Annotated in this window: 19 protein-coding genes; 9 read left to right on the top strand and 10 right to left on the bottom strand. The window is 61.4% G+C overall.

Annotation, left to right across the window (positions count from 1 at the left end):
• Nucleotides 1–22: 22 nt before the first annotated feature.
• Nucleotides 23–847: a ribonuclease HII gene (locus GGD62_RS13635; RefSeq protein ID WP_183234823.1), complete on the bottom strand. Its 825-nt coding sequence runs from the start codon at nt 845–847 to the stop codon at nt 23–25.
• Nucleotides 848–1010: 163 nt separating this feature from the next.
• Nucleotides 1011–1934: a Ku protein gene (locus tag GGD62_RS13630; RefSeq protein ID WP_183708815.1), complete on the bottom strand. Its 924-nt coding sequence runs from the start codon at nt 1932–1934 to the stop codon at nt 1011–1013.
• Nucleotides 1935–2477: 543 nt separating this feature from the next.
• Here GGD62_RS13630 and GGD62_RS13625 point away from each other — a divergent pair.
• The 3 genes from GGD62_RS13625 (at nt 2478) to GGD62_RS13615 (ending at nt 4043) form a co-directional block, all read left to right on the top strand.
• On the top strand, nt 2478–2927 hold the full coding sequence (locus GGD62_RS13625) for a hypothetical protein (RefSeq protein ID WP_183234825.1): 450 nt from the start codon (nt 2478–2480) through the stop codon (nt 2925–2927).
• A gap of 2 nt (nt 2928–2929) precedes the next feature.
• Nucleotides 2930–3658 (top strand): SOS response-associated peptidase, encoded by a 729-nt coding sequence (locus GGD62_RS13620; RefSeq protein ID WP_183234826.1) that lies wholly within the window; start codon nt 2930–2932, stop codon nt 3656–3658.
• A 124-nt stretch (nt 3659–3782) separates the two neighbouring features.
• Nucleotides 3783–4043, top strand: coding sequence for a hypothetical protein (locus GGD62_RS13615; RefSeq protein WP_183234827.1), 261 nt, complete (start codon nt 3783–3785; stop codon nt 4041–4043).
• A gap of 237 nt (nt 4044–4280) precedes the next feature.
• On the opposite strand, the gene GGD62_RS13610 is transcribed toward GGD62_RS13615, so the two are convergent.
• Together GGD62_RS13610 and GGD62_RS13605 are read right to left on the bottom strand one after the other, a co-directional pair.
• Nucleotides 4281–4430, bottom strand: a complete 150-nt coding sequence (locus GGD62_RS13610; protein ID WP_183708814.1) for a hypothetical protein — start codon at nt 4428–4430, stop codon at nt 4281–4283.
• 35 nt (nt 4431–4465) lie between these two features.
• On the bottom strand, nt 4466–4858 hold the full coding sequence (locus GGD62_RS13605) for a GMC family oxidoreductase N-terminal domain-containing protein (protein ID WP_183708813.1): 393 nt from the start codon (nt 4856–4858) through the stop codon (nt 4466–4468).
• Between the two features lie 156 nt (nt 4859–5014).
• Here GGD62_RS13605 and GGD62_RS13600 point away from each other — a divergent pair, with 156 nt between their 5' ends.
• The 6 genes from GGD62_RS13600 (at nt 5015) to GGD62_RS13575 (ending at nt 13510) form a co-directional block, all read left to right on the top strand.
• Entirely contained in the window at nt 5015–6736 is a 1722-nt protein-coding gene (locus GGD62_RS13600; RefSeq protein WP_183708812.1) for an extracellular solute-binding protein, read from the top strand.
• Nucleotides 6737–7122: 386 nt separating this feature from the next.
• Nucleotides 7123–7614: a nuclear transport factor 2 family protein gene (locus GGD62_RS13595; protein ID WP_183233413.1), complete on the top strand. Its 492-nt coding sequence runs from the start codon at nt 7123–7125 to the stop codon at nt 7612–7614.
• Nucleotides 7615–7811: 197 nt separating this feature from the next.
• Nucleotides 7812–9176 carry an MFS transporter gene (locus GGD62_RS13590; RefSeq protein ID WP_183233414.1) on the top strand — a complete coding sequence of 455 codons (1365 nt, stop codon included), beginning with the start codon at nt 7812–7814 and terminating at the stop codon, nt 9174–9176.
• 51 nt (nt 9177–9227) lie between these two features.
• A complete protein-coding gene (locus tag GGD62_RS13585) occupies nt 9228–9965 on the top strand; it encodes an EthD domain-containing protein (RefSeq protein WP_183233415.1) in 738 nt (245 codons plus the stop codon).
• 77 nt (nt 9966–10042) lie between these two features.
• Nucleotides 10043–11095, top strand: a complete 1053-nt coding sequence (locus GGD62_RS13580; RefSeq protein ID WP_183233416.1) for an SMP-30/gluconolactonase/LRE family protein — start codon at nt 10043–10045, stop codon at nt 11093–11095.
• 975 nt (nt 11096–12070) lie between these two features.
• Nucleotides 12071–13510 (top strand): FAD-binding oxidoreductase, encoded by a 1440-nt coding sequence (locus GGD62_RS13575; protein WP_244550582.1) that lies wholly within the window; start codon nt 12071–12073, stop codon nt 13508–13510.
• Between the two features lie 246 nt (nt 13511–13756).
• On the opposite strand, the gene GGD62_RS13570 is transcribed toward GGD62_RS13575, so the two are convergent.
• From GGD62_RS13570 to thrC, 6 genes are all read right to left on the bottom strand, one after another.
• Nucleotides 13757–15079 (bottom strand): FAD-binding oxidoreductase, encoded by a 1323-nt coding sequence (locus tag GGD62_RS13570; protein WP_183233417.1) that lies wholly within the window; start codon nt 15077–15079, stop codon nt 13757–13759.
• 147 nt (nt 15080–15226) lie between these two features.
• Nucleotides 15227–16699, bottom strand: coding sequence for an aldehyde dehydrogenase family protein (locus GGD62_RS13565; protein ID WP_183234875.1), 1473 nt, complete (start codon nt 16697–16699; stop codon nt 15227–15229).
• Nucleotides 16700–16774: 75 nt separating this feature from the next.
• Nucleotides 16775–17944, bottom strand: a complete 1170-nt coding sequence (locus GGD62_RS13560) for an alanine racemase (RefSeq protein ID WP_183233467.1) — start codon at nt 17942–17944, stop codon at nt 16775–16777.
• Between the two features lie 26 nt (nt 17945–17970).
• Complete coding sequence (locus GGD62_RS13555; protein WP_183233419.1) at nt 17971–18843, bottom strand: GNAT family N-acetyltransferase; 873 nt, start codon at nt 18841–18843, stop codon at nt 17971–17973.
• A 370-nt stretch (nt 18844–19213) separates the two neighbouring features.
• The gene (locus GGD62_RS13550; protein WP_183233420.1) at nt 19214–20182 is read right to left on the bottom strand and encodes a homoserine kinase; all 969 of its coding nucleotides are present in this window, start codon (nt 20180–20182) and stop codon (nt 19214–19216) included.
• Between the two features lie 34 nt (nt 20183–20216).
• Complete coding sequence (thrC, locus tag GGD62_RS13545) at nt 20217–21644, bottom strand: threonine synthase (protein ID WP_183234877.1); 1428 nt, start codon at nt 21642–21644, stop codon at nt 20217–20219.
• Nucleotides 21645–21711 lie beyond the last annotated feature (67 nt).

Raw genomic sequence — 21711 nt, 5'->3', positions numbered from 1 at the left:
CGAGACGATACGTACTAGCGGTTCAGCTGGCGTCGCGCTCGGATGCCGAAGGCCATGGCGGCAGGGGCGGCAACCCGAGTGCCTTGCGTACCGGTCCGAACGACCGCCGGTGAGCTGCGCACGCGCCAAGCCTGGCGAGCGCATCATAATGAGCCGGCACCGGATAGCCCTTGTGATCCGCGAAGCCATAGCCGGGGTGACGCACGTCGAGCGTCCGCATAACTGCGTCGCGCTTCACTTTCGCAAGAATGGAGGCGGCGGCGATGCTGGCGGACTTGGCGTCGCCTTTGATGATCGCCTGCTGAGGGATGTCGATTTCCTTCAACCGCTTCGCATCGATCAGCAAGTGTTGCGGCGTCAACCCTAGTCCCCGGACCGCACGCTGCATAGCCTGGATGCCTGCCCAATAGATGTTGATCGCGTCGATCTCTTCGACCTCGACGAACGCCACACACCAACCGACTGCCTTTTCCTTGATCTCCTTCGCGAGTTCTTCGCGAGCCGCAGCATCAAGTTTTTTCGAGTCGTCGATTCCGACAATTCGCGTGCCGGGTTTCAGAATCACGGCGCCCGCGGAGACGGGCCCGGCGAGAGGGCTCATGCCGGCCTCGTCGACGCCTGCCACGGCATAATGGCCGCTTTCCCAAAGAGAGGTCTCGAAGCGGAGCATCTTGCGGAGGCGCTGCCCTTCGGACCTATTTTCATAACGCCGTTTATCTATTGCAGCCAGGATGGCACGCGCTCCCGTGCGGGTGTCGGCCCGCAAGATCTGCTCCACGTTGGCCTCGAGCGGTCTTTTCTCGACGACATAGCGCTGACGCAATACATCGAGCGAATACTGGGACATAACGGCCTTCGCAAAGACTGACTGTGGGGAGCGTGTCGGTGATCTTTGTGGCTACTGCCTGAAGTTGAGCCATTCTGACATTGCTTTAGTCGCACCACGCCGCCGGGTTTATGGGTAAACGGCCCAGTCCGCCGGTGCGGCCGCTGATGAATACGATGGGCCATTAGGCCGACTTTCGCTGCGGCCGAGCCGCCGGCTTCTTGGCCGCTGCCTCCTTCGGCTTCTTGCCTTCGATTGGCATTAGCATTTCCGTCTGCCCGGCGGAGGCCTTCTTCGGTTTCTTGGCCGGCTTGGGCCCCTTCGCCGGCGCGGCGTCCTTGCCAACGGATCGACGGAGCGCTTCCATGAGATCGACGACGTTCGTCGCCGCCGGCCTGGACTTCGGCGTAATCGGCTTGCCGGCGCGCTTCTGGTTGATGAGATCGATCAGCGCGGTCTCGTAGTGATCCTCGAATTTCTCAGGCTCGAACCGCCCGGCCTTCTGGTTCACGATGTGCTTGGCGAGATCGAGCATGTCCTTGGTGACCTTCACGTCCTGGATCTCGTCGAAATACTCGGCCTCGCTACGGACCTCGTACGGATAGCGCAGCAGCGTGCCGACCAGACCTTTGTCCATAGGCTCGAGCGCGACGATGTGCTCGCGGTTGGTCAGCACCACCCGGCCGATGGCCACCTTGTTCATCTCGCGAATGGTCTCACGGATGACCGCGAAGGCGTCATGCCCGACCTTGCCGTCAGGCCGAATGTAGTAGGGGCGGATCAGGTAACGCGGGTCGATATCGGACCTGTCGACGAACTCGTCGATCTCAATGGTGCGTGTGGATTCCAGCGCGATCTCCTCCAGCTCCTCTTTCGTGACCTCGATGAACTGATCTTTCTCGAGCTGGTAGCCCTTGACGATGTCCTCGTTCGGCACCTCGTCGCCGGTGTCCGCATCGACCTTCAGGTACTTGATGCGATGGCCGGTCTGCCGGTTGAGCTGATTGAAGGAAATCTTCTCGCTCTCCGAGGTGGCGGGATAGAGAGCGACCGGGCAGGTCACCAGAGACAATCGCAGAAAGCCTTTCCAATTGGCGCGCGGTGCCATGTACGCAGAACTCCGGTCTTTGGGTACTTGACTCAAGACGAATGGGGGCACCGGGTTCCGACACCCAGGAAGCCCACCGTATGATTTCTACGGGAGGGGGTATCGACTCTTTCGTTCCTGTTATGTTCTAATCAGGGTATGTCCGACCGACCCGCGAGCTGGCGCATGCCTAACCCGAAACAGATCGAAAAGATGGCCGCTACGGCTCGCCCGCATCAGGTGCGGACCTCAGGATTAGCTCCTGACGCCGATTTGCCGCCGGAATACTGGCGGGCTGTTCTGGAGGACGCTCGCGCCGAAACGGGGCCGGCTCCCTCCGCCCGAGCGCTGCGGCTAAACCAAATTCCTCACCATGTGTTGCGGGTGGGATGCCGCCGATGCAGCAGGCTGGTCGAGATCCAGAAGGTAGACGCCACCCGGCTGTACGGCGCAGACGCGGTCTGGAAGGAGGTCGGTAAGCGATTGTTGGACAATACCTGTACACATCGTACGGGGCGATACGAAGAGGATGGTTGTTGGCCAACGTTCGACTAGGCACGGCGAATGGCCCCGAAGCACCATCCAACGCCCCTATCCGGGAGCTACCGAAAGGCACTCGGAAAGGAACTCAGCAAGGCCCGCGCGATGACCGCGATCCTCGCGTCGCAGTCGGCTGAAACCCGCGCCAAAGGCGAGGCACTCATCCGTCAGGCGGACAAGCTGCTTTGCGAGTCGTGGAACGAAAAGATGTGGGCCGATGGAGGACCGATCGATCCGTCCCCCACGATCGACCAAGCCGTGAACGGCGGATACTACTGGCTCGAGATTGAGTGCTCGCGCTGCAAGACGAAGCGGGACGTCGACTTGGCTGCGCTGAGTCATCCCCCAACAACGTTGGTCCAGGACCTCGCGAGCCGGCTTCGTTGCAGCAAGTGTGCTAAGGCCGGCCGACGGCCCGCTGCCACCCTCCTGCAACTGACAGCCCGTCCTCGCCAGGCGCCTCCGGGGACCTGAACGTGTGCAACCTCTACTCGATGACGAAGAACGTGGACGCGATCCGCCGCTTGTTTGACGCGCTCAACAGCAGCGTCGGCAACTTGCCAAGCATGCCAGGCATTTTCCCGGACTACCCGGCCCCGATCGTCCGCAACGTGCGCGGCGGGCGTGAAGTCGCAATGGCGCGCTGGGGTATGCCGTCTTCCTCGGAAGCGCTAATGAAAGCAGCGAAAAAGCGAGCCGAGAAGCTCCAGGCTAAGGGCAAGACGGTCGACTTCAAGGAATTGCTGCGGATGGAGCCGGACGGCGGCACGACCAACATCCGCAATACCAGCAGCAAACATTGGAAGCGATGGCTCGGGCCGGACAATCGCTGCCTGGTTCCGCTGACTTCGTTTTCCGAGTACGACACCCTGGACGGGAAGAAGGTGCCGGTGTGGTTCGCGCTTGACGAGTCTCGGCCCCTCTCCGCTTTCGCGGGCATCTGGACAAATTGGACATCCGTGCGGACGGTTAAGGAAGGCCCAGTGACCGCCGATGTATTCGGTTTCCTGACCTGCGAGCCTAACGCGGAGGTGAAACGCGTCCACCTAAAGGCAATGCCGGTGATTCTGAGGACCGCCGAAGAATACGACACCTGGCTGCGGGCGCCCTGGGATGAGGCCAAAGCGCTGCAACGGGCTCTTCCCGATGGCATGCTAAAGATCGTCGCCACTGGCGAGAAGGAAGATCCAGCGACCACAGCATAGGTTCTGCACAGGCCTGCGGAACACGTGGACAAGCTCAGACTCCGCAAAATGGAATCCCTGCCCCGTGCTAACCGCGCGGAACGAGCAACGGGCGAGAGGATTCGTCCCGGCAGGAGCGATCTTCATGCTGAAGACGAGAGAAAGACGGCCGGGAATCCGAACCTTGCGTGGTTGGGCGATCGCCGTACTGCAAGACGCAGGTGCCGTCCGTGAATGCGAGGAGCATGGTTGGATGAAAGATCGTGCCGATCCTCACGCCCGCGACAGAGCGCTGGAAATCGCGAGACAAAATCCGCCGGCCGGACTGTCTGCTGGTCAAGCCGAGGCCGAGATTCGGGAAGTGCTGGAATCGATCGGCGACACTTGTCCGGAGTGCCGGCCCTGAGAACGGCATCACCATTGCGGCGAGCTCTCCGGTGAAACTCATCGTCACGCGACTTGAGAGTTATGGTGCGCTCGGAGGGCGGTCGCATTTACTGTGATTTGAACGGGTTACGGTGGAGGACAACGAGTTTTGGTGCATTTCGCGCTCAAAAGTGCCTTTGGCCCGCCGGTTGTAGAAGCGCCCCGTCCCAAGCGAGGTCAGGTTGGCTCTCCGCTACCTCGCGGTCAGCGGACATCCTTAAGAAACTCGGGGTGCTTCGTTCCAGGCATTGACGGTGACCTCGCTCTTGTCGAAGAACTCCGCGAGATCCTTATCCGTGGCGGCCAAGCTGCACAGCAACGCTGCCTTGGTCAGCAAACGCAGGCTTGTAGTCAGACGGGCGGCCACCTCTTGGCACGCCCGATTATGCGCACAGAAGCGATTCAGTTGGCAAGCGGTTCACGCCCGGATGCTGCCCATAGTCCTGATGATTGCACGCGTTTCTGCACGGCCTCGGACCAGCGTCGATAGTCCGACGGCATGCCGCGTAAGGCCCACATACCCATGATGCTGGATCCGCCACCCATGATTCGTGCCTGGGGATAGGGATGGAGCCGTCCGCCCTCCCGTCGACGCGCCTGCAACTCCGGCCAGAAATATTCTGGGTTGAGGCTCGAACTCGGGAAGGTGTCGTCGATATCAGCGGGCGTGGCATCCGGCGGCGTATCGGCCCCTGCCTCAAGCAGGACCACGCGGTTCGCCGAGTTCTCGGATAAGCGCGATGCCAGCACCGCGCCGGCACTGCCGCCGCCGACAATGACATAGTCCGCGATCATGCCGGATACCCGCGAGCCGTCAGCGCTCCCGCCCATTCCGCCATGAACTGTCCTCCCTCTTCCCGGAAAGACCACAGTCCACGTCGCACCGGCTTGCGGCAAATAAGAATTAGTCCATACTGGATAAAAATAAATTCAGCATGGATATTCTGCGGCATGAACGAAGGAGAGCTGCTGAGAGTCATCGGTTTCCTCGACCGGCTCCGCGAGCCGTTCGGCGAGCTATTTCCTGTTACCCAGCAGGATCCGACCTGGGCCATCGCCACCAGCCTGGTGACCGCGCAGCTGCGCGGCGAAATCCTGACCGTCTCCGCACTGGCCCAGGTCTCGGGCGTGCCTCACGCGACGGCGCTGCGCCGGATCAATGAGCTGATCGCGAGCGGCTGGATCATTCGGCTGCCACGCACGCGCACGGGCAAGAGCCTCACACTGCATCCAGGCGAGCCGATGATGGCCGCCTTCACTGGCTATGCTCGGCACATCAAATCCGTGCTGGCGCAAACCGTCGGCGTGCGGTCGAGCGCCGAGAACGACGAGGATTTCAGCTTCGGCGTCAACCGCATCGACACCTTTCTCGCGCCGCCCCCGAGCATCATGCAGCGCACGATCGACAGCGGCCGGACTCTGCGCTTCCTGCTGCAGGACGATGCCTTCTTCGCTGCGATGCGCGACCTCTGGGCCGATTGGCGCAACAACCTGGCATCTCGCCGCGACTTCGATCTGCTGAAGCTGGACGACATGTATGAGCGCGCCGTGGCCAATGCACAGCGTCCAGTCTCCGAATACGACGTCATCACCCTAAACGCGCCCTGGCTCGGCTCCTTCGCCGAGAGCGGACGAGTGCAATGCCTCGATGCACATCTGCTGAATGTCGGCATCGATTCGCTGGACTTCGACCCATCGGTCTGGGCGACCGGGCGGTGGGACAGCCGTCAGTACGGTGTGCCGATTGTCTCTTCGATCGAGCTGTTTGCCGCACGCACCGATCTGTTCGCCGAGAAATCGCTCAACTTCCCCCGGAGTTTCGACGAGGTGATCGCGGCGGGGCGGAAGCTGCACGCGCCCGCTGAAGGCCGTTTCGGCATAACCTGGAACGGTGTGCGCGGCATGCCGATCGCGTCCAGCTTCATGTCACTGGTCGGCTGCTGTGGCGGCGCCGTGCTGGAGGGGCCACGTGGTCCCGCCACACACCGGGCGATCGACTGGAGTGCAGCCGAACTGATGCCGTCCCTGGACAGCGACGCCGCGCGCGCGGCGCTCGACTATATGCACCGGCTCTGCACCATTTCGCCGCCGGACGTTTTGGATCTCAGTTGGGATCCCTCCGTCGAGCTGTTCCTGACCGGTCGCGCGGCGATGGCCTATGCTTGGTCCATGCGCGCGGTGCGCTTCGAGGCGGACATGCGCTCGCGGGTCAAGCGCCGCGTGCGCTACCTGCCGCAGCCGGCGGGGCCGCGCGGCGGCAATATCACGCCGCTCGGCGGCTTCCTGCTGGCGATCCCGGCCAATCTGCCGTCCGACCGCGTCGAGGCCGCCGCGGCCGCGATCGGCAGGATGACCTCACGCGAATCTATCCAGAGCCAGATCAACAATGGCTTCCCTGTCCTGCCGCGCTTCAGCATGGCCGCCAATCCCGACACGACCGCGGGCTCCCCGATCGTGCGCGCCATTGATCAGATGGCTCGGCGCGGGCAGCTTCAGGCTTGGCAACGTCCAGCCGTGCCGGGTTACATCGCCGTCGAAACGATCATTGGTGAGGAAGTGCATGACGCGCTGACCGGTCGTAAACCAGACGCGGCGGCTCTGAGCGATGCGCAGCACCGCATCATGGCAGTTCTGAAGCGGGAGCGGCACCTGACCAACGTCAAGCGGTCATGACCGCCGTGTCCGATCCGGCGGGATGTTGGCGGACTTGGCTCGATGACTTTCATTCGCGAACCATCACACGAGATATCGCATCGCGGTCGTATAGATGACCTCGGGAGGGCGCGGCTTCGTCGTCGCCTCGCCCCTAACATCTCACCAACCAGAAAGTCGCTCCAGAACTGACCGGTCGAAGGGCGTCCGAAAGGCCCGGCGCTTCGCGCGATACGTTCGACGATTCGGACAGACGCGAGGTCTCTTATCCATCGTGCCTCGCTGAAAAGTCCAAAACGGACAATTCCATCGTTGCGTCTCCTGCGGTGGGCTGTTGTGCTCCCGCCTGACGGACCAAGAGCTATTGCAACGGGTCCGTGTCGCAACAAGAAAGTTGGAGTGAGGAAATGTCTCAAGACGATCTTGCGACGCTCAAGACGCGTGTCCAGGCATTGGAGGATCGAAACGCGATACTCGACACGCTGAAGCAGTATGGTCACGCCCTCGACTACGGTGACTTCGACCGGTTGACGGACTGCTTCACGGCCGACGCGGTGCGGGAGACGAGGCGACCGGATGGCTCGGTCAATCGATGGGAAGGCGTTGCTGGCACCAAAGATTTCGCGAGCCGCCATTCGCATGCTCCTGAAATTTTTCATAAGCACCTCGTTCTCAATAGCCTGATCGAATTGCACGGCGACACTGCAGATGTCGTGAGCTACATGTTCCGCTTCGATCCGCGTGACGGCGAACCGTCGTTCGTCTGGGGGATGGGGCGATATCTGGATACGCTGAGGCGAGATGCCGATGGCCGCTGGCGCATCATGCGGCGCGTTTCCGAGATCGAAGATCAATGGCCTGGTCGATTTGTATTGACTGGACATCAGGTGAAAGCTTGAGCGCCCGAAGGCCAACGAGCACTGTTGATTTCCAACGATTTCCGGCCCTATTCGCCAACTGGCGCCGGAAGCTGCTGCCGCGTCCATTCCTACATCACAGCGGGCTCTGTCCAAGCAGGGTACTTACGTGCGGACACTGGCAGTGAATATCGACCTGCCGTCCAAGCAAAAGCAGAACAACGATGAGGGAAACGTCCATGATGCTTCAGGAAGCGAATACCTACTCGATCGCCGGGACGGCTGCCGTGGCGGCAGTCTCGGACGACACACGCCATGCAAATTCGGACCGACGCGAAGTGAGGCGCGTCATCATCTCCGGCTACCTCGGATGTGCAATTGAGTTCTACGACTTCCTCTTGTACAGCACTGCTTCTGCGCTCGTGTTCGGGCCGGTCTTCTTTGGCAACCTCTCGCCGCTGATGAGCACGGTTGCTGCCTACGCGACGTTTGCCGCTGGGTATTTGGCTCGGCCCTTGGGCGGCATCATCTTTGGCCACTTCGGCGACCGACTCGGGCGTAAGAGCATGCTCGTCATCACAATGTGGATGATGGGCATCGCTTCGACATTGGTGGGTCTTCTGCCTACGCCCCAGACCATTGGCTGGGCGGCTCCTGCGCTATTGCTGCTCATGCGCATCATCCAAGGCCTCGCGGTGGGCGGCGAGTACGGTGGAGCATTGATGATGGCCATCGAACACGGTGATCAGAAAAGGCGGGGGCTTTTTGCGTCGCTCATCCACATCGGTGCGCCGACCGGAACCTTGCTCTCGGCGCTCGCATTCGGGCTCGTCAAACTGCTACCCGAGGACCAGTTCCTGCAATGGGGATGGCGCGTGCCCTTCCTCTTCAGCGCTCTGTTGCTGATCATTGGCGTCTACATCAGAAACCGGATCAGCGAGTCACCGCTTTTCCTCGAGGCTTTGAAGCGCGAAGGTGAAATGAGCCGATTTCCTCTCGCCCATCTACTGCGCTTTGAGTGGAAGGCCGTTATTCTCGCTGTCGTCACGGCAGCAGGACCCCTTGCCGTCTTCATCGTTGGGGCAACCTTCACACAGACCTATATCCGGAATCTGGGGTTGGACTCGAGCATCGCGCTGTTCGCGCTCGCGTTCGCAAACGGTGTCAACCTTGTGTGGTTCCCGGTCTGCGCTCATCTCAGCGACAAGTATGGACGCAGGCCAGTGTTAATCACGGGCTTCTTGCTTTCGATTCTGCTGATTGGGCCCAACTTCCTCCTGGTCTCGACGGGTGATCCGATCCTGACTGTCCTCGCCTTCTGGCTTTTGGGTTCGTTTGCAGCAGGCCTGCTCTATGGACCCATGGGCGCCTTTCTGAGTGAGAAGTTCAGCACCAAGACGCGCTACACCGGCGCCTCCATCGGCTATCAGCTTGGCTCGACCCTGGGCGCTGGCCTCACCCCACTGATCGTGACGTGGATTTTCGCCTCTACGGGGGGAACCAGCGTTGTCGGAGTTGGTGCCTTCCTGGCAGTGTTCTGTCTCATCTCGATGCTTTGCGTCGTGCTGTCGCCAGAAACACGCCAGACCGACATCTCGCACTGACGCCGGTTGCGCATCAACTCAGTCCGACATCCGCTTCACCAGGGGAACACAATGACATCATCCGAGCTGCGGCAGAAGCCATTGTATCTGCTGAAACGTAATTCGATGATCAACCAGGAGCAATTCGGCAAACATTGGTTCGAGGTCCACGCAGCGGTTCTTAAGTCGATCCCGGAATGGCCTCGGTTGCGCAGCGGTTACGTGCAGAATCATCTGATTGGTTCGGGTCTCCTGGGCCAATTGCCGTTCCCCTATGACGGGGTGGCGCAGGTCTACGTTCGTCCAGGCACCGAGGGTGGCCCGTCCTTTCCCGAGATGCCGGTATTCCGGGAGCGCGTGATCCCGGATGAGGAGGCTTTCCTAGATCGTAGCCGCGTTGTCGTTCTCAAGACGCTCGAGCACGTGATCCTTCCGGGTGCTGGCGCCGTGAAGGTATTCGTCTTCCACCGCCGGCGTGCAGGTCTGTCGCAGCAGGACTTCAGCAACCGCTGGCGCACCGTGCACAGGGATATCGTGCTGGCTCAGAGAGACTTCGTGCAGGGACTCCGCGGCTATCGGCAGGATCACACGATTTCAGGCGCAACGCGGTATCTGGCAGGCGGAGTCGTGCCTGTCGATGAGGAATTCGATGGTGCCTCCGAATTCTGGTTCGATTCGTCAGAGGCAGCAAAAGCGGCCTTCAATGCGTCGGGCTACACGAGGGGAATTCGTGATGATGCATCGAACCTCTTCGATTTGAGCCGCGAGATAGCATGTCTTGTCGCCCCCCGGGTGATCCTTCCTGAATGAGCACGCAACGCTGAAGACTGGGTCTTACAGTCAAAGTCGGCCGACCCACTCTCGCCCTTCCAGTCATGGAGAAACGGATGACATCGCCAATGAGTTTGGAAACGTCACGGAGCGCTTGGCGTTTGATGGCCGTGGCGGCCGTGACAACTATGATAGGAATCACAACGACTGCCGGCCAAATGGCGGCGCCGTTACAGGTCCCGGGGCCGATTGTGGCGTCAGGCGCCAAGCTGGAAAAACTATTCGATGGGGGCTTCTGGACTGAAGGCCCCGCGGTTGGCCCCGATGGTAGGATTTATTTCTGCGACATCACCATGACGTTCGCAACTCGGATGGATGCGGGGAGTATTTGGGTCTTCGATCCTGCCACCAACAAGACCTCTATCTTCCGTTCACCAAGCGGCATGGCCGCTGGGATCAAATTCGATCGCGAAGGACGAATGATCGTCGCGCAAGGCGCCGATTTTGGGGGCCGTTCTATCGTTCGCACGGACAGCAAGACCGGTCGAACAACGATAATCGCAGGGCTCTATAAAGGACGCCCTTTCAATGCACCGAACGACCTCGACATCGACGATCAGGGTCGTATCTACTTTACGGATCCCCGCTATTTTGGTCATGAACCGATCGAGCAACCGATTCAGGGAGTCTACCGCCTCGACACGGATGGCTCCGTCCATCTCATCCTTGCCGATGTTGCCAGGCCGAATGGCATTGTGATTTCGCCCAATCAAAAGACCCTGTACGTTGCCGAGCTCGATTCTTTGGTGTCCGACTTTCGCATCGACAAGGTCCCGCAGCGGAACGGCGCCATGAGACTATTGGCATATGACTTGGCCGCGGACGGGACGGCGAGCAATCAACGCGTTCTTGCTGACTACGGCAGTGAGATCGGCCCTGACGGCATTACCGTTGATGCGCGGGGAAATGTCTACGCTGCGGTGTCGGCGGCGAGTCGTCGCGGCGTGCGTGTCTACGCACCGAGCGGCGAGGAGATCGCATACATTCCCGTGCCTGACGAACCCGCGGTGTCTAACGTCGCGCTTGCCACTCGTGACGGCCGAACGTTTCTCTACATGACAGCGAAGAACAGTCTTTATCGGATCGAGACGTTGATCCCCAGTCGATGACGTGAGCGGCATTCGATTTCGCGTTGCATCCAACCTCTTCTATATGAACCGCTCGATTGCATGTCTTGTCGACCCCGGGTGATCCGTGAACTGCACGGCGACCACGAAGTGGGGTGGTATCGTTCCGCCACTGCCGAGTCCTATTCGACTGCACAGATCATGGCGCTTGTGGCTGGGTCCTCTGACATGCTCTTCGGCGCGCGGTTCAGGTTCGAATTCTGGCGACGCCCTCCGCGATACTCTGATCGCGCGCAGTCGACGTGTACCAATGACCGGCATTGGGCTACATTCGGCACGATTGACGAGCCAAGCGCGGGGGATCGTAGTTTGGCGTACAAAATCGGGCGACTGCGGAGAGAGTGGGAGTCAAACCCACGATTTTCGACTATTCCGCTTCGAACAGCCGAGGCCGCGCATAAGCACTCGCCCGCCTTCTGCCCTCGCAAATTCGGAATCATGCACATGCGCCACAAGCTCGCTCAAGTTAGTCGTAGCGAGATTTTTCTTGATATCCCGGTGCACACGTCGTGCACACGTCGCCCTCTAACCAGTTGAACAACTTGAACTCTCGGTCCAATCCATCATGGGCAAGTTTGAGCTAGCTCCAGCAATCGATGTCCAATTGGAGCCAATTCAAGGAGGTTTCGTCCATCACCTCTTCCCATGAGCCACGGCACGGAGAGAGTGTCAGTCAACCTCCATTGAAATATGTACCGTTTCTCAATTCAGCACAGAGCAACCTACGATCTTGGCTACGGTAGCGACGCCCCACTTCAAGCATCAGGGATAGATGACCCGTGAAGTCATCGACTACTTCTCTCAAGTCCCAGACGCCTCGCGAGAAAGTGTTCGACGGCGGCGCAAGCTGCCGACAATCGTAGTAATTCAGCATTGGTTTCTTCTGAATGACCCTCCAACGGCAGCCAATGCGGCACAAACGCGCAAAGATGGCCCGATGCCAATTGGGAGCTGAGCATGTCCCAGTCAGTACACGTTCGGGCCTTTCGCGACCTTGTCGGCGACGGAGGCGTCGTTGACGACCCGGAGCGGATGGCTACCTACACGACGGATCAACGCCAGCTCTCCACGGGCTCGACGTTTGCCGTGCTGAAGCCGGCGACGACGAAGCAAGTCGCCGACATCGTGCGGCTGGCGGCGCATCATGGTATCGGAATCGTTCCGCAGGGCGGCAATACCAGCTACTGCGGCGGTGCGACACCGGACGCTTCCGGACGCCAGATTATCGTGAGCCTCGAGCGGATGGACAGGATTCGCGAAGTCGATCCCGTCTCCATGAGCATCTCTGTGGACGCCGGCGCCATCCTGAAGAACGTACAGGACGCCGCGGCGGCCACCGGACTTCTGTTGCCGCTCAGCCTCGGCGCGGAAGGCAGTTGCCGGATCGGCGGTAACATCGGGACGAATGCCGGCGGGCTATCGGTCGTCAGGTACGGAATGACGCGTGATCTGCTGCTCGGAATTGAGGCGGTGCTGTCGGACGGCACGGTGGTCTCCGACATGCGCAAGCTGCGGAAGAACAATACCGGCTACGATGTCAAACAGTGCTTCGTCGGAAGCGAGGGGACTCTGGGCATCGTTACGGGCGCAGTGTTGCGTCTCGCGCCCCTGCCAACCCGCCGCGCGACTGCCTGGCTGAAGCTCGCGAGCGGCGCGCCGCTCGCCGAGCTTCTCGCTCTGGTCCGTCGCGAATCCGCGGACCTGCTGACCACTTTCGAATTCATGGCGGCCCGATCCATCGCGCTTGCGACCGACGCAATGACCGACCCGCGCTCCCTTGGAGCGGGCCCAGCTGGCGCCGTCCTCGTCGAGTTAGCCTCTTCCTCACGTCATCTCGATCTCGACGAACTGATGGAAGCAGTACTGGCCGAGGCGATCGAGTCCGGATGGATCGAGGACGCACTGCTGGCGCAGAGCGGATCGCAGCGGACCGCGATGTGGCGGCTCCGCGAGACCATCCCCGAGGGCGAGAAGCGCCGGAACGGGTCGGTCAAGCACGATATCTCGGTACCGCTTTCCTCCATTCAGCGCTTCCTAGATCTGGCCGGCTCACAGGTGCGAGCATATGACGCCGACCTTGAGCTTTCCGTGTACGGCCATGTCGGCGACGGCAATCTGCACTACAACGTGCTCGTTCCCGCCGGCGTCGACCGCATCGAGTTCACCAAGCGGATCGAAAGCAGCCTGTCTCTGCAACTCTACGATACAGCCGCAGCGCTCGGCGGCACGTTCAGCGCGGAGCATGGCGTCGGCCGATTCAAGAAGCATCTTCTGGAGCGGTACGGCGATCTCGGGCGCATCGCGGCGATGCGCCGGATCAAGACCGCCTTTGATCCGGCGGACATCATGAACGCTGGCGCGATCGTCTGCCCATTGGGAGAGAAGTCTGCCCGTTGAACCATCGGCCGGCGAGTTGGCGATCCTTTCCAAACGGTGGGTCTTCGGCCGATGCACCTCGATCAGCCAAATCGTCTTGTCCATAAAGAAAGAGCCACTCCGAAGGAGTGGCTCAAGTTGGGGAGGAAACGCCCCTTAGGGACTGCTAAATCGCGATCAGGTCCCGCACGCGGATAAGGATCTTCGAGCACAGCTCCGAGTCCTTTGCTCGCCACGGTACGTCGGGCCTGACGTCCGGCTCGATCTTCAGATGGCGGCGATGTCCAGCTTGGAACCATCGACCAGACGCGACAGCCGGAACGGCGTCGGATCGACGCAAGGCGTGTCGTTTACGACAAGCTCTGCGGCCAGATAGCCGAGCCCCGGGCCCAGACCGAAGCCGTGACCCGAGCAGCCCGCCGCGAGGACGAGGCCATCCACCCCGTCCACCTGCGATACCACGGGCACTGCGTCCGGCGTGCAATCGACGAAGCCGCCCCAGGCGCTATCGATCTCTATTTCGCCGAGTTGGGGGAAGGTTTTCCGGACACTCTCCACCACTTGGCTCTCCAGCCATTTCAAGGGCGGAGGGTCCAGCACGCGATTCTGTTCGAAGATCCGGTCGTCGTTGGTCAGCAGCGCCGGCAATGAATCCGGCCCCGAAACGAACGATTGGCCGATGCCGAGCCTGACGTTCTTCAGGCGACGCAAGAACTGCGGCATGAATTCCCGGCTATACCGGATGGCCTGGGGCGTGATTTCGAGGTTCGCCTTGCCGCTGATCGCAAGCGTGTAGCTGCCGTCCAGTCGGCGCGTAATCGTGCAATAGGGTGTGGAGACCGCCTCGCCTATGTTGATTGTCGGCGTGGAACGCAGCGCGGTCTGCCGGATGCTCGCTTGGGGGAAACTGATCCCGAGCGGCCGAAGGAAGCGCGAGGACCAGGCGCCGGCGGCGCACAGCACAGCACTGGTTCTGATGTAGCCCTTCTCCGTGTGCACGCCCGCAATCCTGCCATTGGCCAAGTCGAGCGCCCGCGCGGCGCATCCCTGGTGGATCGTGGCGCCCAGAACTCTAGCCCCCTCAGCGATAGCCGGCGCGGCGAGCGCAGGTTCGGCCTTGCCGTCTCGCGCCGAATAGGTCCCGCCGACCCATTTGTCGCGCGCTTCGGGGACGCGCTCGGCCACCTCGGCCCGGCTCAGCACGCGGGTATCGACGCCGTACTCCCTGGCGACCTCGCGCCACTTTTCCCAGCCCGCGAGCACAGCCTCGTCATGGGTCGCATAGACGAGACCACAGCGACGAAATCCAAGGTCCCGATTGATATCGCGCGTGAGCTCGTCCCACAGCCGCATGGAGAGCACCGATAGCGGCAGTTCGCGCCGGTCGCGGTTCTGCTGGCGGCACCAACCCCAGTTTCGGCTCGATTGTTCACAGGCGACGTGCCCCTTCTCGAGGAGCGCCACGGAGAGGCCACGCTTCGCCAGGTAATAGGCGGCCGTAGAGCCGAGGATGCCGCCGCCGACGATGACGACGTCGGCCTCGGCCGGGAGACGCTCATCGCTGTGAATGCGATCGACGTGGGGCGACATGGTCCAACGAACCTCGGCTGCCAAGAATGCGGAAGCAACGTTTCCGATCAGCCCTTCATCGCATCGTGCGCTCGGTAGAATGTGCTGAAATCATCCAGGACTTCGCAAGATGTTCGGTTTTCTGGCCGTTTGAGCGATACGAGATGCTCAAGCGCGAGAGTGATAAAATCCGAGAACGGCCTTGGTCTCGAGATACTCCTCCATGCCCTCGATGCCGTATTCGCGACCGTTGCCGGAGCGCTTGTAGCCGCCGAAAGGTGCGTTGGGGTCCCAGTCAGGATAATTGAGATGGACTTGACCCGACTGGATCTGCCCGGCGACGGTTCGCGCCGTCTCCATATCAGTGCCCTGCACGTGGGCGCCGAGGCCGTAGACGGTGTCATTGGCGATCGCGATCGCTTCGTCCACGGTGTCGTAGGGAATGATAGACAGCACCGGGCCGAAGATCTCCTCCTGCGCGATCCTCATGTCGGGACGGACGTTCGAGAAGATGGTCGGCCGCGCATAGAAGCCAGTCCGGAGATCGTCGGGCCGCCCTCGCCCGCCGATGACGAGCTTGACGCCTTCTTCCAGTCCGACGCCGATCATGGTCTGGATGCGCTCGAACTGCGGCCGGTTGGCGATCGGACCATGGGTCGTGCTTTCCGCAAGGGGATCGCCGACCACCAGTTCAGAAGCGGCCGCCGCGGCCAAGGTCTCGACCTCCTCGATCCGTGAACGGGGCACGAGCATGCGCGTCGGCGCACTGCAGGATTGGCCGAGATTGCGGAAGGCGGCGGCGACGCCAAGCGGAACAGCACGGCTGAGATCGGCGTCCGGCAAGATGATATTTGGCGACTTGCCGCCGAGCTCCTGGGCAACGCGCTTGACGGTGGGCGCTGCCGCTTGCGCGACGAGAACGCCGGCGCGCGTCGAGCCGGTGATCGAGATCATGTCGACCAACGGATGCGACGCGAGAGCGGCGCCCACGATCGGACCTGTCCCATTGACGAGGTTGAAGACGCCGGGTGGGCAACCGGCATCGTCCATCAGTTCCGCGAATAGCAAAGCGCTCAGCGGCGATAATTCGCTCGGTTTCAACACCACCGTGCAACCGGCCGCAATCGCCGGGGCCACCTTCGCAGTAATCTGATAAAGTGGCCAGTTCCATGGCGTGATGAGGCCGCAGACGCCGATTGGCTCGCGCATGATCGCGGTGCTGCCGCGCGCGGCGATGAACGGATAATTCGCGAGATTGTCGCGGGCGACGCGGATATGCTCGGCGGCCAACGGCACCTGAGCGCGGCGCGCATAGGTGATCGCAGCTCCCATCTCACACGTAAGCGCCTGCGCGAACAGCTCCAGCCGCTCAAGGAGCAAGGCGTGCATCCGGTCGAGCAGCGCCGCTCTCTGAGCAGGCGGTGTCATGGACAAGGCGGCGAAGGCTCCTCTGGCGGCTGCGATCGCGCAGTCCACATCATCGTCGTCGCCGAGCGCGACGTCGGCGATCGGCTGTTCCGTCGCCGGGTTGACGACAATTGCGGCTGCCGTGACTGATCCGATCGGCTTCCGCCAGTCTCCGTCGATGTAGAATTTTCCGAGAAAGCCGGCTTCCGTCAAATGTCGAATGGGCGAGGTCATTGGAAGCGATCCTTGATCCGGGAATAGGCGCCGATCGGCGGCGGGAACCAGGGGCTGGGAATGGCCCGGCCAGTGCTACCAGCCGCGCATCCGGGGCCATCGGGCGTGAGTCGCGTCGCCGCCGGCGGAGACGACGTTGTACAACTCGTGTTGCGACGCCGTAGCACAGGCGTGATTGGGGAGAATCCTGACCTTCGCGCCGATCGGAAGATTGGGCAAAGCGTGCGCCGACCCGGGCCTGATGGCGAGGATCCCGTGCTCCTGGCTTGCTTGCGAAACGATCAGGTCCGGATAGACCTTGCCGGCCACGTCGCAGACCAGACCATATCCGTGGTCGACCCGCTGCGCCGCGGTGCCGCGGTCGCGCGACAGCGCCATCCATCCGGCATCGACCAAAATCCAGCCCTTCTCGGGCTTCGTGCCGATCACGGTGGCGAGCACCGAGATCGCGATGTCGTCCGTCGTGCAGACACCAACACCGTGCATGACCAAGTCGAAGAACATGTAGACGCCCGCCCGCATTTCCGTGACGCCGGTCAGGTCTTCGGCGAAATGCGCTGTCGGGGTCGAGCCGACGCTCACGATGGGGCATTGGTGCCCGGCCGCCCGCAAGGCCTCCGCCGCGGCAACCGCTACCGCTCTCTCATTCTCCGCGGCCGCGACGAGAGCCTCGGGCGTGAAGAGGCTGTAGGATTCGCCTGCATGGGTGAGAACGCCGGCAAGCTTGATGCCGGCCTCGCCCAGCGCGACCGCGACTGCAATGAGCTTTGGATCGTCCGCGGTCAGCCCGCCGCGGTGACCATCGCAGTCAATCTCGATGAACGCAGTGGGTGTCACACCAGCGTCACGACCGGCGGCGCCGAGCATCCTCGCCTGCTCCGGCGAATCGAGCAGTACCTTGAGGTCAACGCCTGCTTTGCGCAGACGCATCGCTCTTTCAGCTGTGTGGGGCGCCAGACCCACCGCATAAGTCATGTCGCGAAAACCGTGCCGCGCGAAATACTCGGCTTCCGCCAGGGTAGAAACAGTGATCGGCCCCGATCCGGACGGATAAGCCCGTCGCGCCACGTCGATGGATTTCGCGGTTTTCATGTGGGGACGCAGCACGACGCCCCGCTCCGCCATGCGCGAGGACAGGCGGGCGAGATTGCGATCGAGCCGATGCACGTCGAGCAGGAGAGCCGGCGTTGCCAGCGTGCCGAGCGTTGCGGCCGTCTCGGAGTTCTGGTGATCCGTTCCGCTCATCTCCTCGCGTCGCACGTCGATGTCTCCTAGCCGAACGACTGATTGGGAATCGCAAACACGCGCGCCGGCCCGCCTGATGGTGCCGGCGTGCCCAAGATCATTGTGGTGGCATCGCCGACCTGCTCCAGGCCGATGCCTTCAAGCCAACTCCCGAGCTGCGATGTGGCAGAGGTGTCGATGCGGACAAAACCACTGCCGAGCCGCGCGAGCGCAGCCTCGATCAGCGCCTGTGCATCGGTCTCGGTTTCGGCGACGACGGGACCGATGACATGCCCGCGGCCAAAAAGCCGGGAGATGGCGTAGCCGCGGGCCATGCCGTCACGCTGCAGGAGATAGCTATCACCGCTTTGGAGTAGCTTTTCGAGCATCTGTCGTCTCTCCAAGCCCGTAGCGTCGCGATCGAGTCGCATGATCACCTCGAAATCCGAGGCAGCCATTGGCCTGACGAGCCCCGGCGGCGACTCATGGCGTCCTCTGGGAATTCCCTGATGCTGGTGGATGACCCCGATGGGGACGAAACCGCGCCGCTGGTAAAGCGCTTGGCCTTCGGCGGTCGAATTCAGCGCAATGCTTCGTGGACGCGCGGACGTCAGCAACGCATCCATGAGCCGGGCCCCATAGCCACGGCCCTGAGCGGTCTTCGCGACGATGATCATACCAGCGGAAGCATGGGTTTCGCCATACGGCCACCATGCCGCGGTCCCGATCACCGTCCCACCGTGTTCCAGAACAAAGCCTTTGCCCAGCTGCAGCGCGACATCCCAATCTTCGAGCCGATAGGGCCAGGACATCTCCTGCGAGAGCTTCAGGGCGCCTTCCAGGTGTGATCTGGCGAATGGAACCAGCACCGCGGCTCGATCGTCGCGATCTCCGGCCTGGTAAGCTGCGGGCTTCATCATTGGTCGACGTTTCTCTTGCTCGCGGTACTTGTCGCCAGTACCTGATTGACGGCGAGGTCCACCTGATCCTCGCATCGTCCGCACTGTACGTTTCACCAGACAGCATTACACAATTGGACTGGAGCAAAGTTCGGCATAGAATTTCATTGTTCGCGGCTCGACGCGGCCAATCTGCCGTCAGCGGCGGGCGCGCCAGGACGGCGCTCGAAAGCGGGCCGTCAGAGCTGACGCCTCACATGCGGCGGGAGCACCACTGCAAGCGCCAGACGGTGCGGATTGACGTCGGTTATCACGACGTGTCGCGCGCCGACGCGTCGGGCGCCGCGGCGCGGCCTTCGAGAGTCGGCGTCATAATTCCCTCCAATCTCCGCTAGGGCGCCATTTCGGCGATCATCATGGGGATCTCTCCACGCAGCACGCGCAACATGCGCTCGAAGTGACCCGGATCGTGTGGCTTTAGGAGCGTAGCTTTGCGGGGCAGATATACGTCCCACAGGCGCGACAGTAAAAACCGAAATGCCGCAGCGCGCTGCATCGCGGGAAGCAGCAAGCGCTCCGAAGGAGTCAACCTCCGGACGCTCTCATATGCGTCGAGGAAGGCGATGACTCGCTCCTCGTCGTAACGGCCGGCGGGACCATCGATGCACCAATCATTGACGCACACTGCAATGTCGAACAGAAGCGCGTCGCACCCGGCGAAATAGAAATCAAGAACGCCGGACAGTTGCCCCCGCTCAAACAAGGCGTTGTCGCGAAAGAGATCAGCGTGCACCGGTCCCCTGGGCAGTTGCCGGTAGGTCGAGGACAAAGCGACCTGGTTCTGAAACGCCAATTCACTCGCGAGCAGCGAGCGCTGTCCAGCAGATGCATAGCGGCTGACCACCGGCACAACCTCGTTCCACCACTGGAGGCCGCGCGGATTTATCTGTTGTCGCGGGTAATCGGCCCCAGCCAGGTGCACCTGCGCGAGGAATTTTCCGACGGCACCACAATGCGCGACCGTAGGCTCCATCTCGCTTGCACCGGGAAGCCTGGTAACGACGGCGGCAGGCCGCCCCTTCAGTGAGTGAAGGATTTCGCCGTCACGGTTGGCGACCGGATTGGGGACGGGCATGCCCCGCACCGCAAGATGCTTCATGAAGTGGAGGTAAAACGGCAACTGCTCGAAGGGGAGGCGCTCAAAAATGGTGAGCACGTACCCTTCCCGATCCGTATCGACGAAGTAGTTGGTATTCTCAATTCCGCTGGTGATCCCGCGAACGGAGCGAGGCGCGCCGAGACCCCGCGCTCGAAAGAACGCTGTGACTTGGTCGAATGACAGCTCCGTGAATACGGCCATGGGTTGACGCGACCTTCGTTCCGATATCTGCCGTTCAGCAGGCTTTATCACGCACAATCTCGGTGATGTAGTTCTTGACAGCCTGGGCATTCGCGGGAAGGACTTTGACCCGCCTCGGCAACTTCTCAATGCCATCGTAGCTTTGCGGGCGATCGGGCTCACGGCCCAGAGCTTCCTTGATCGTCGCGGCGAATTTGATCGGCAGAGCAGTTTCGAGCACAATCATCGGCATCTCGGGACTCGCGTGCATGCGCCCGACCTTCACGCCATCTGCCGTATGTGGATCGATCACGGTGTTCCGACGCTTCCACGTGTCACGGATGGTCGCGAGCCGATCGGCATGTGTGCTCCTTCCGCTACGGAAGCCGAAACGGGCTGTAGCCTCTGCAAATCTGGATTCTCCACTCAGATCGAACGAGCCTCGCTCCCCGAGCTGATCAGCAAACAGCGATTTCGTTCGCTCTGCGTCCCGATCTAACAAGTCGAATACAAAGCGTTCGAGATTTGAAGCCTTGGAGATGTCCATGGACGGGCTTGAGGTTTCGAGCGTGTCTGCGCGACTTCGGACGCGATACACCCCGGTACGGAAAAACTCGTCGAGCACGTCGTTCTCGTTGGTCGCAAGGACCAACCGGGATATTGGAAGCCCCATCATGCGCGCAACATGCCCCGCGCAGATGTTGCCGAAATTCCCCGAAGGCACTGCAAAGCTTACACTTGTCGTCCCCCGTTCGGACGCCTGCAGATAACCGGAGAAGTAATAGACGACCTGCGCAAGGAGCCTCGCCCAGTTGATCGAGTTCACCGCACCGATCTTGTATTTCTGCTTGAACTCCAGATCGCTCGCCACCCGCTTGACGATGTCCTGGCAATCGTCGAAGACGCCTTCTATCGCGATGTTGTGGATGTTGTGGTCCTGGAGGCTGAACATCTGAGCTTGTTGAAAGGCGCTCATTCGTCCGCGGGGCGAGAGCATGAACACCCGCACCCCTTTCTTGCCGCGCATGGCGTATTCTGCCGCGCTTCCGGTATCGCCACTGGTCGCACCAAGAATGTTCAAGTTCTCCTGCCGGCGCGCCAGCTCGTACTCGAGCAGATTGCCGAGCAACTGCATGGCCATGTCCTTGAACGCCAACGTGGGACCATTCGACAGTTCCTGGAGGTAAAGTCCCCTCTCCAGCTTTCGCAGCGGCGCGATGTCAGGCTTTCCGAATATCTCCGGCGTGTAGGTCTTTGCACAGATGGCATTCAGGTCGGCGGAGGGAATATCGCCGACATAGAGCGACAGGATCTCGAAAGCCAGGTTGGCGTAGGACAGCGTACGCCACGCATCCAGCGTGGCGTGGTCCACACGAGGATAGGTTTCCGGGACGTACAGCCCGCCATCCGGGGCGAGGCCTTCAAGCAATGCCTCGCAGAATTGCTTGCGGCCTGAATGGCCGCGCGTGGACACGTACTGCATCGTCAATCTTCTTTAGAGAGGCGGAAGTGCCTCCGGAACTCAGACCTGGGTTGTAAGCTGTGCTGCC

It is taken from the genome of Bradyrhizobium sp. ERR14 (assembly GCF_014198235.1).
GTDB lineage: Bacteria > Pseudomonadota > Alphaproteobacteria > Rhizobiales > Xanthobacteraceae > Bradyrhizobium.
This window is presented reverse-complemented; position numbering and strand designations above follow the sequence as displayed.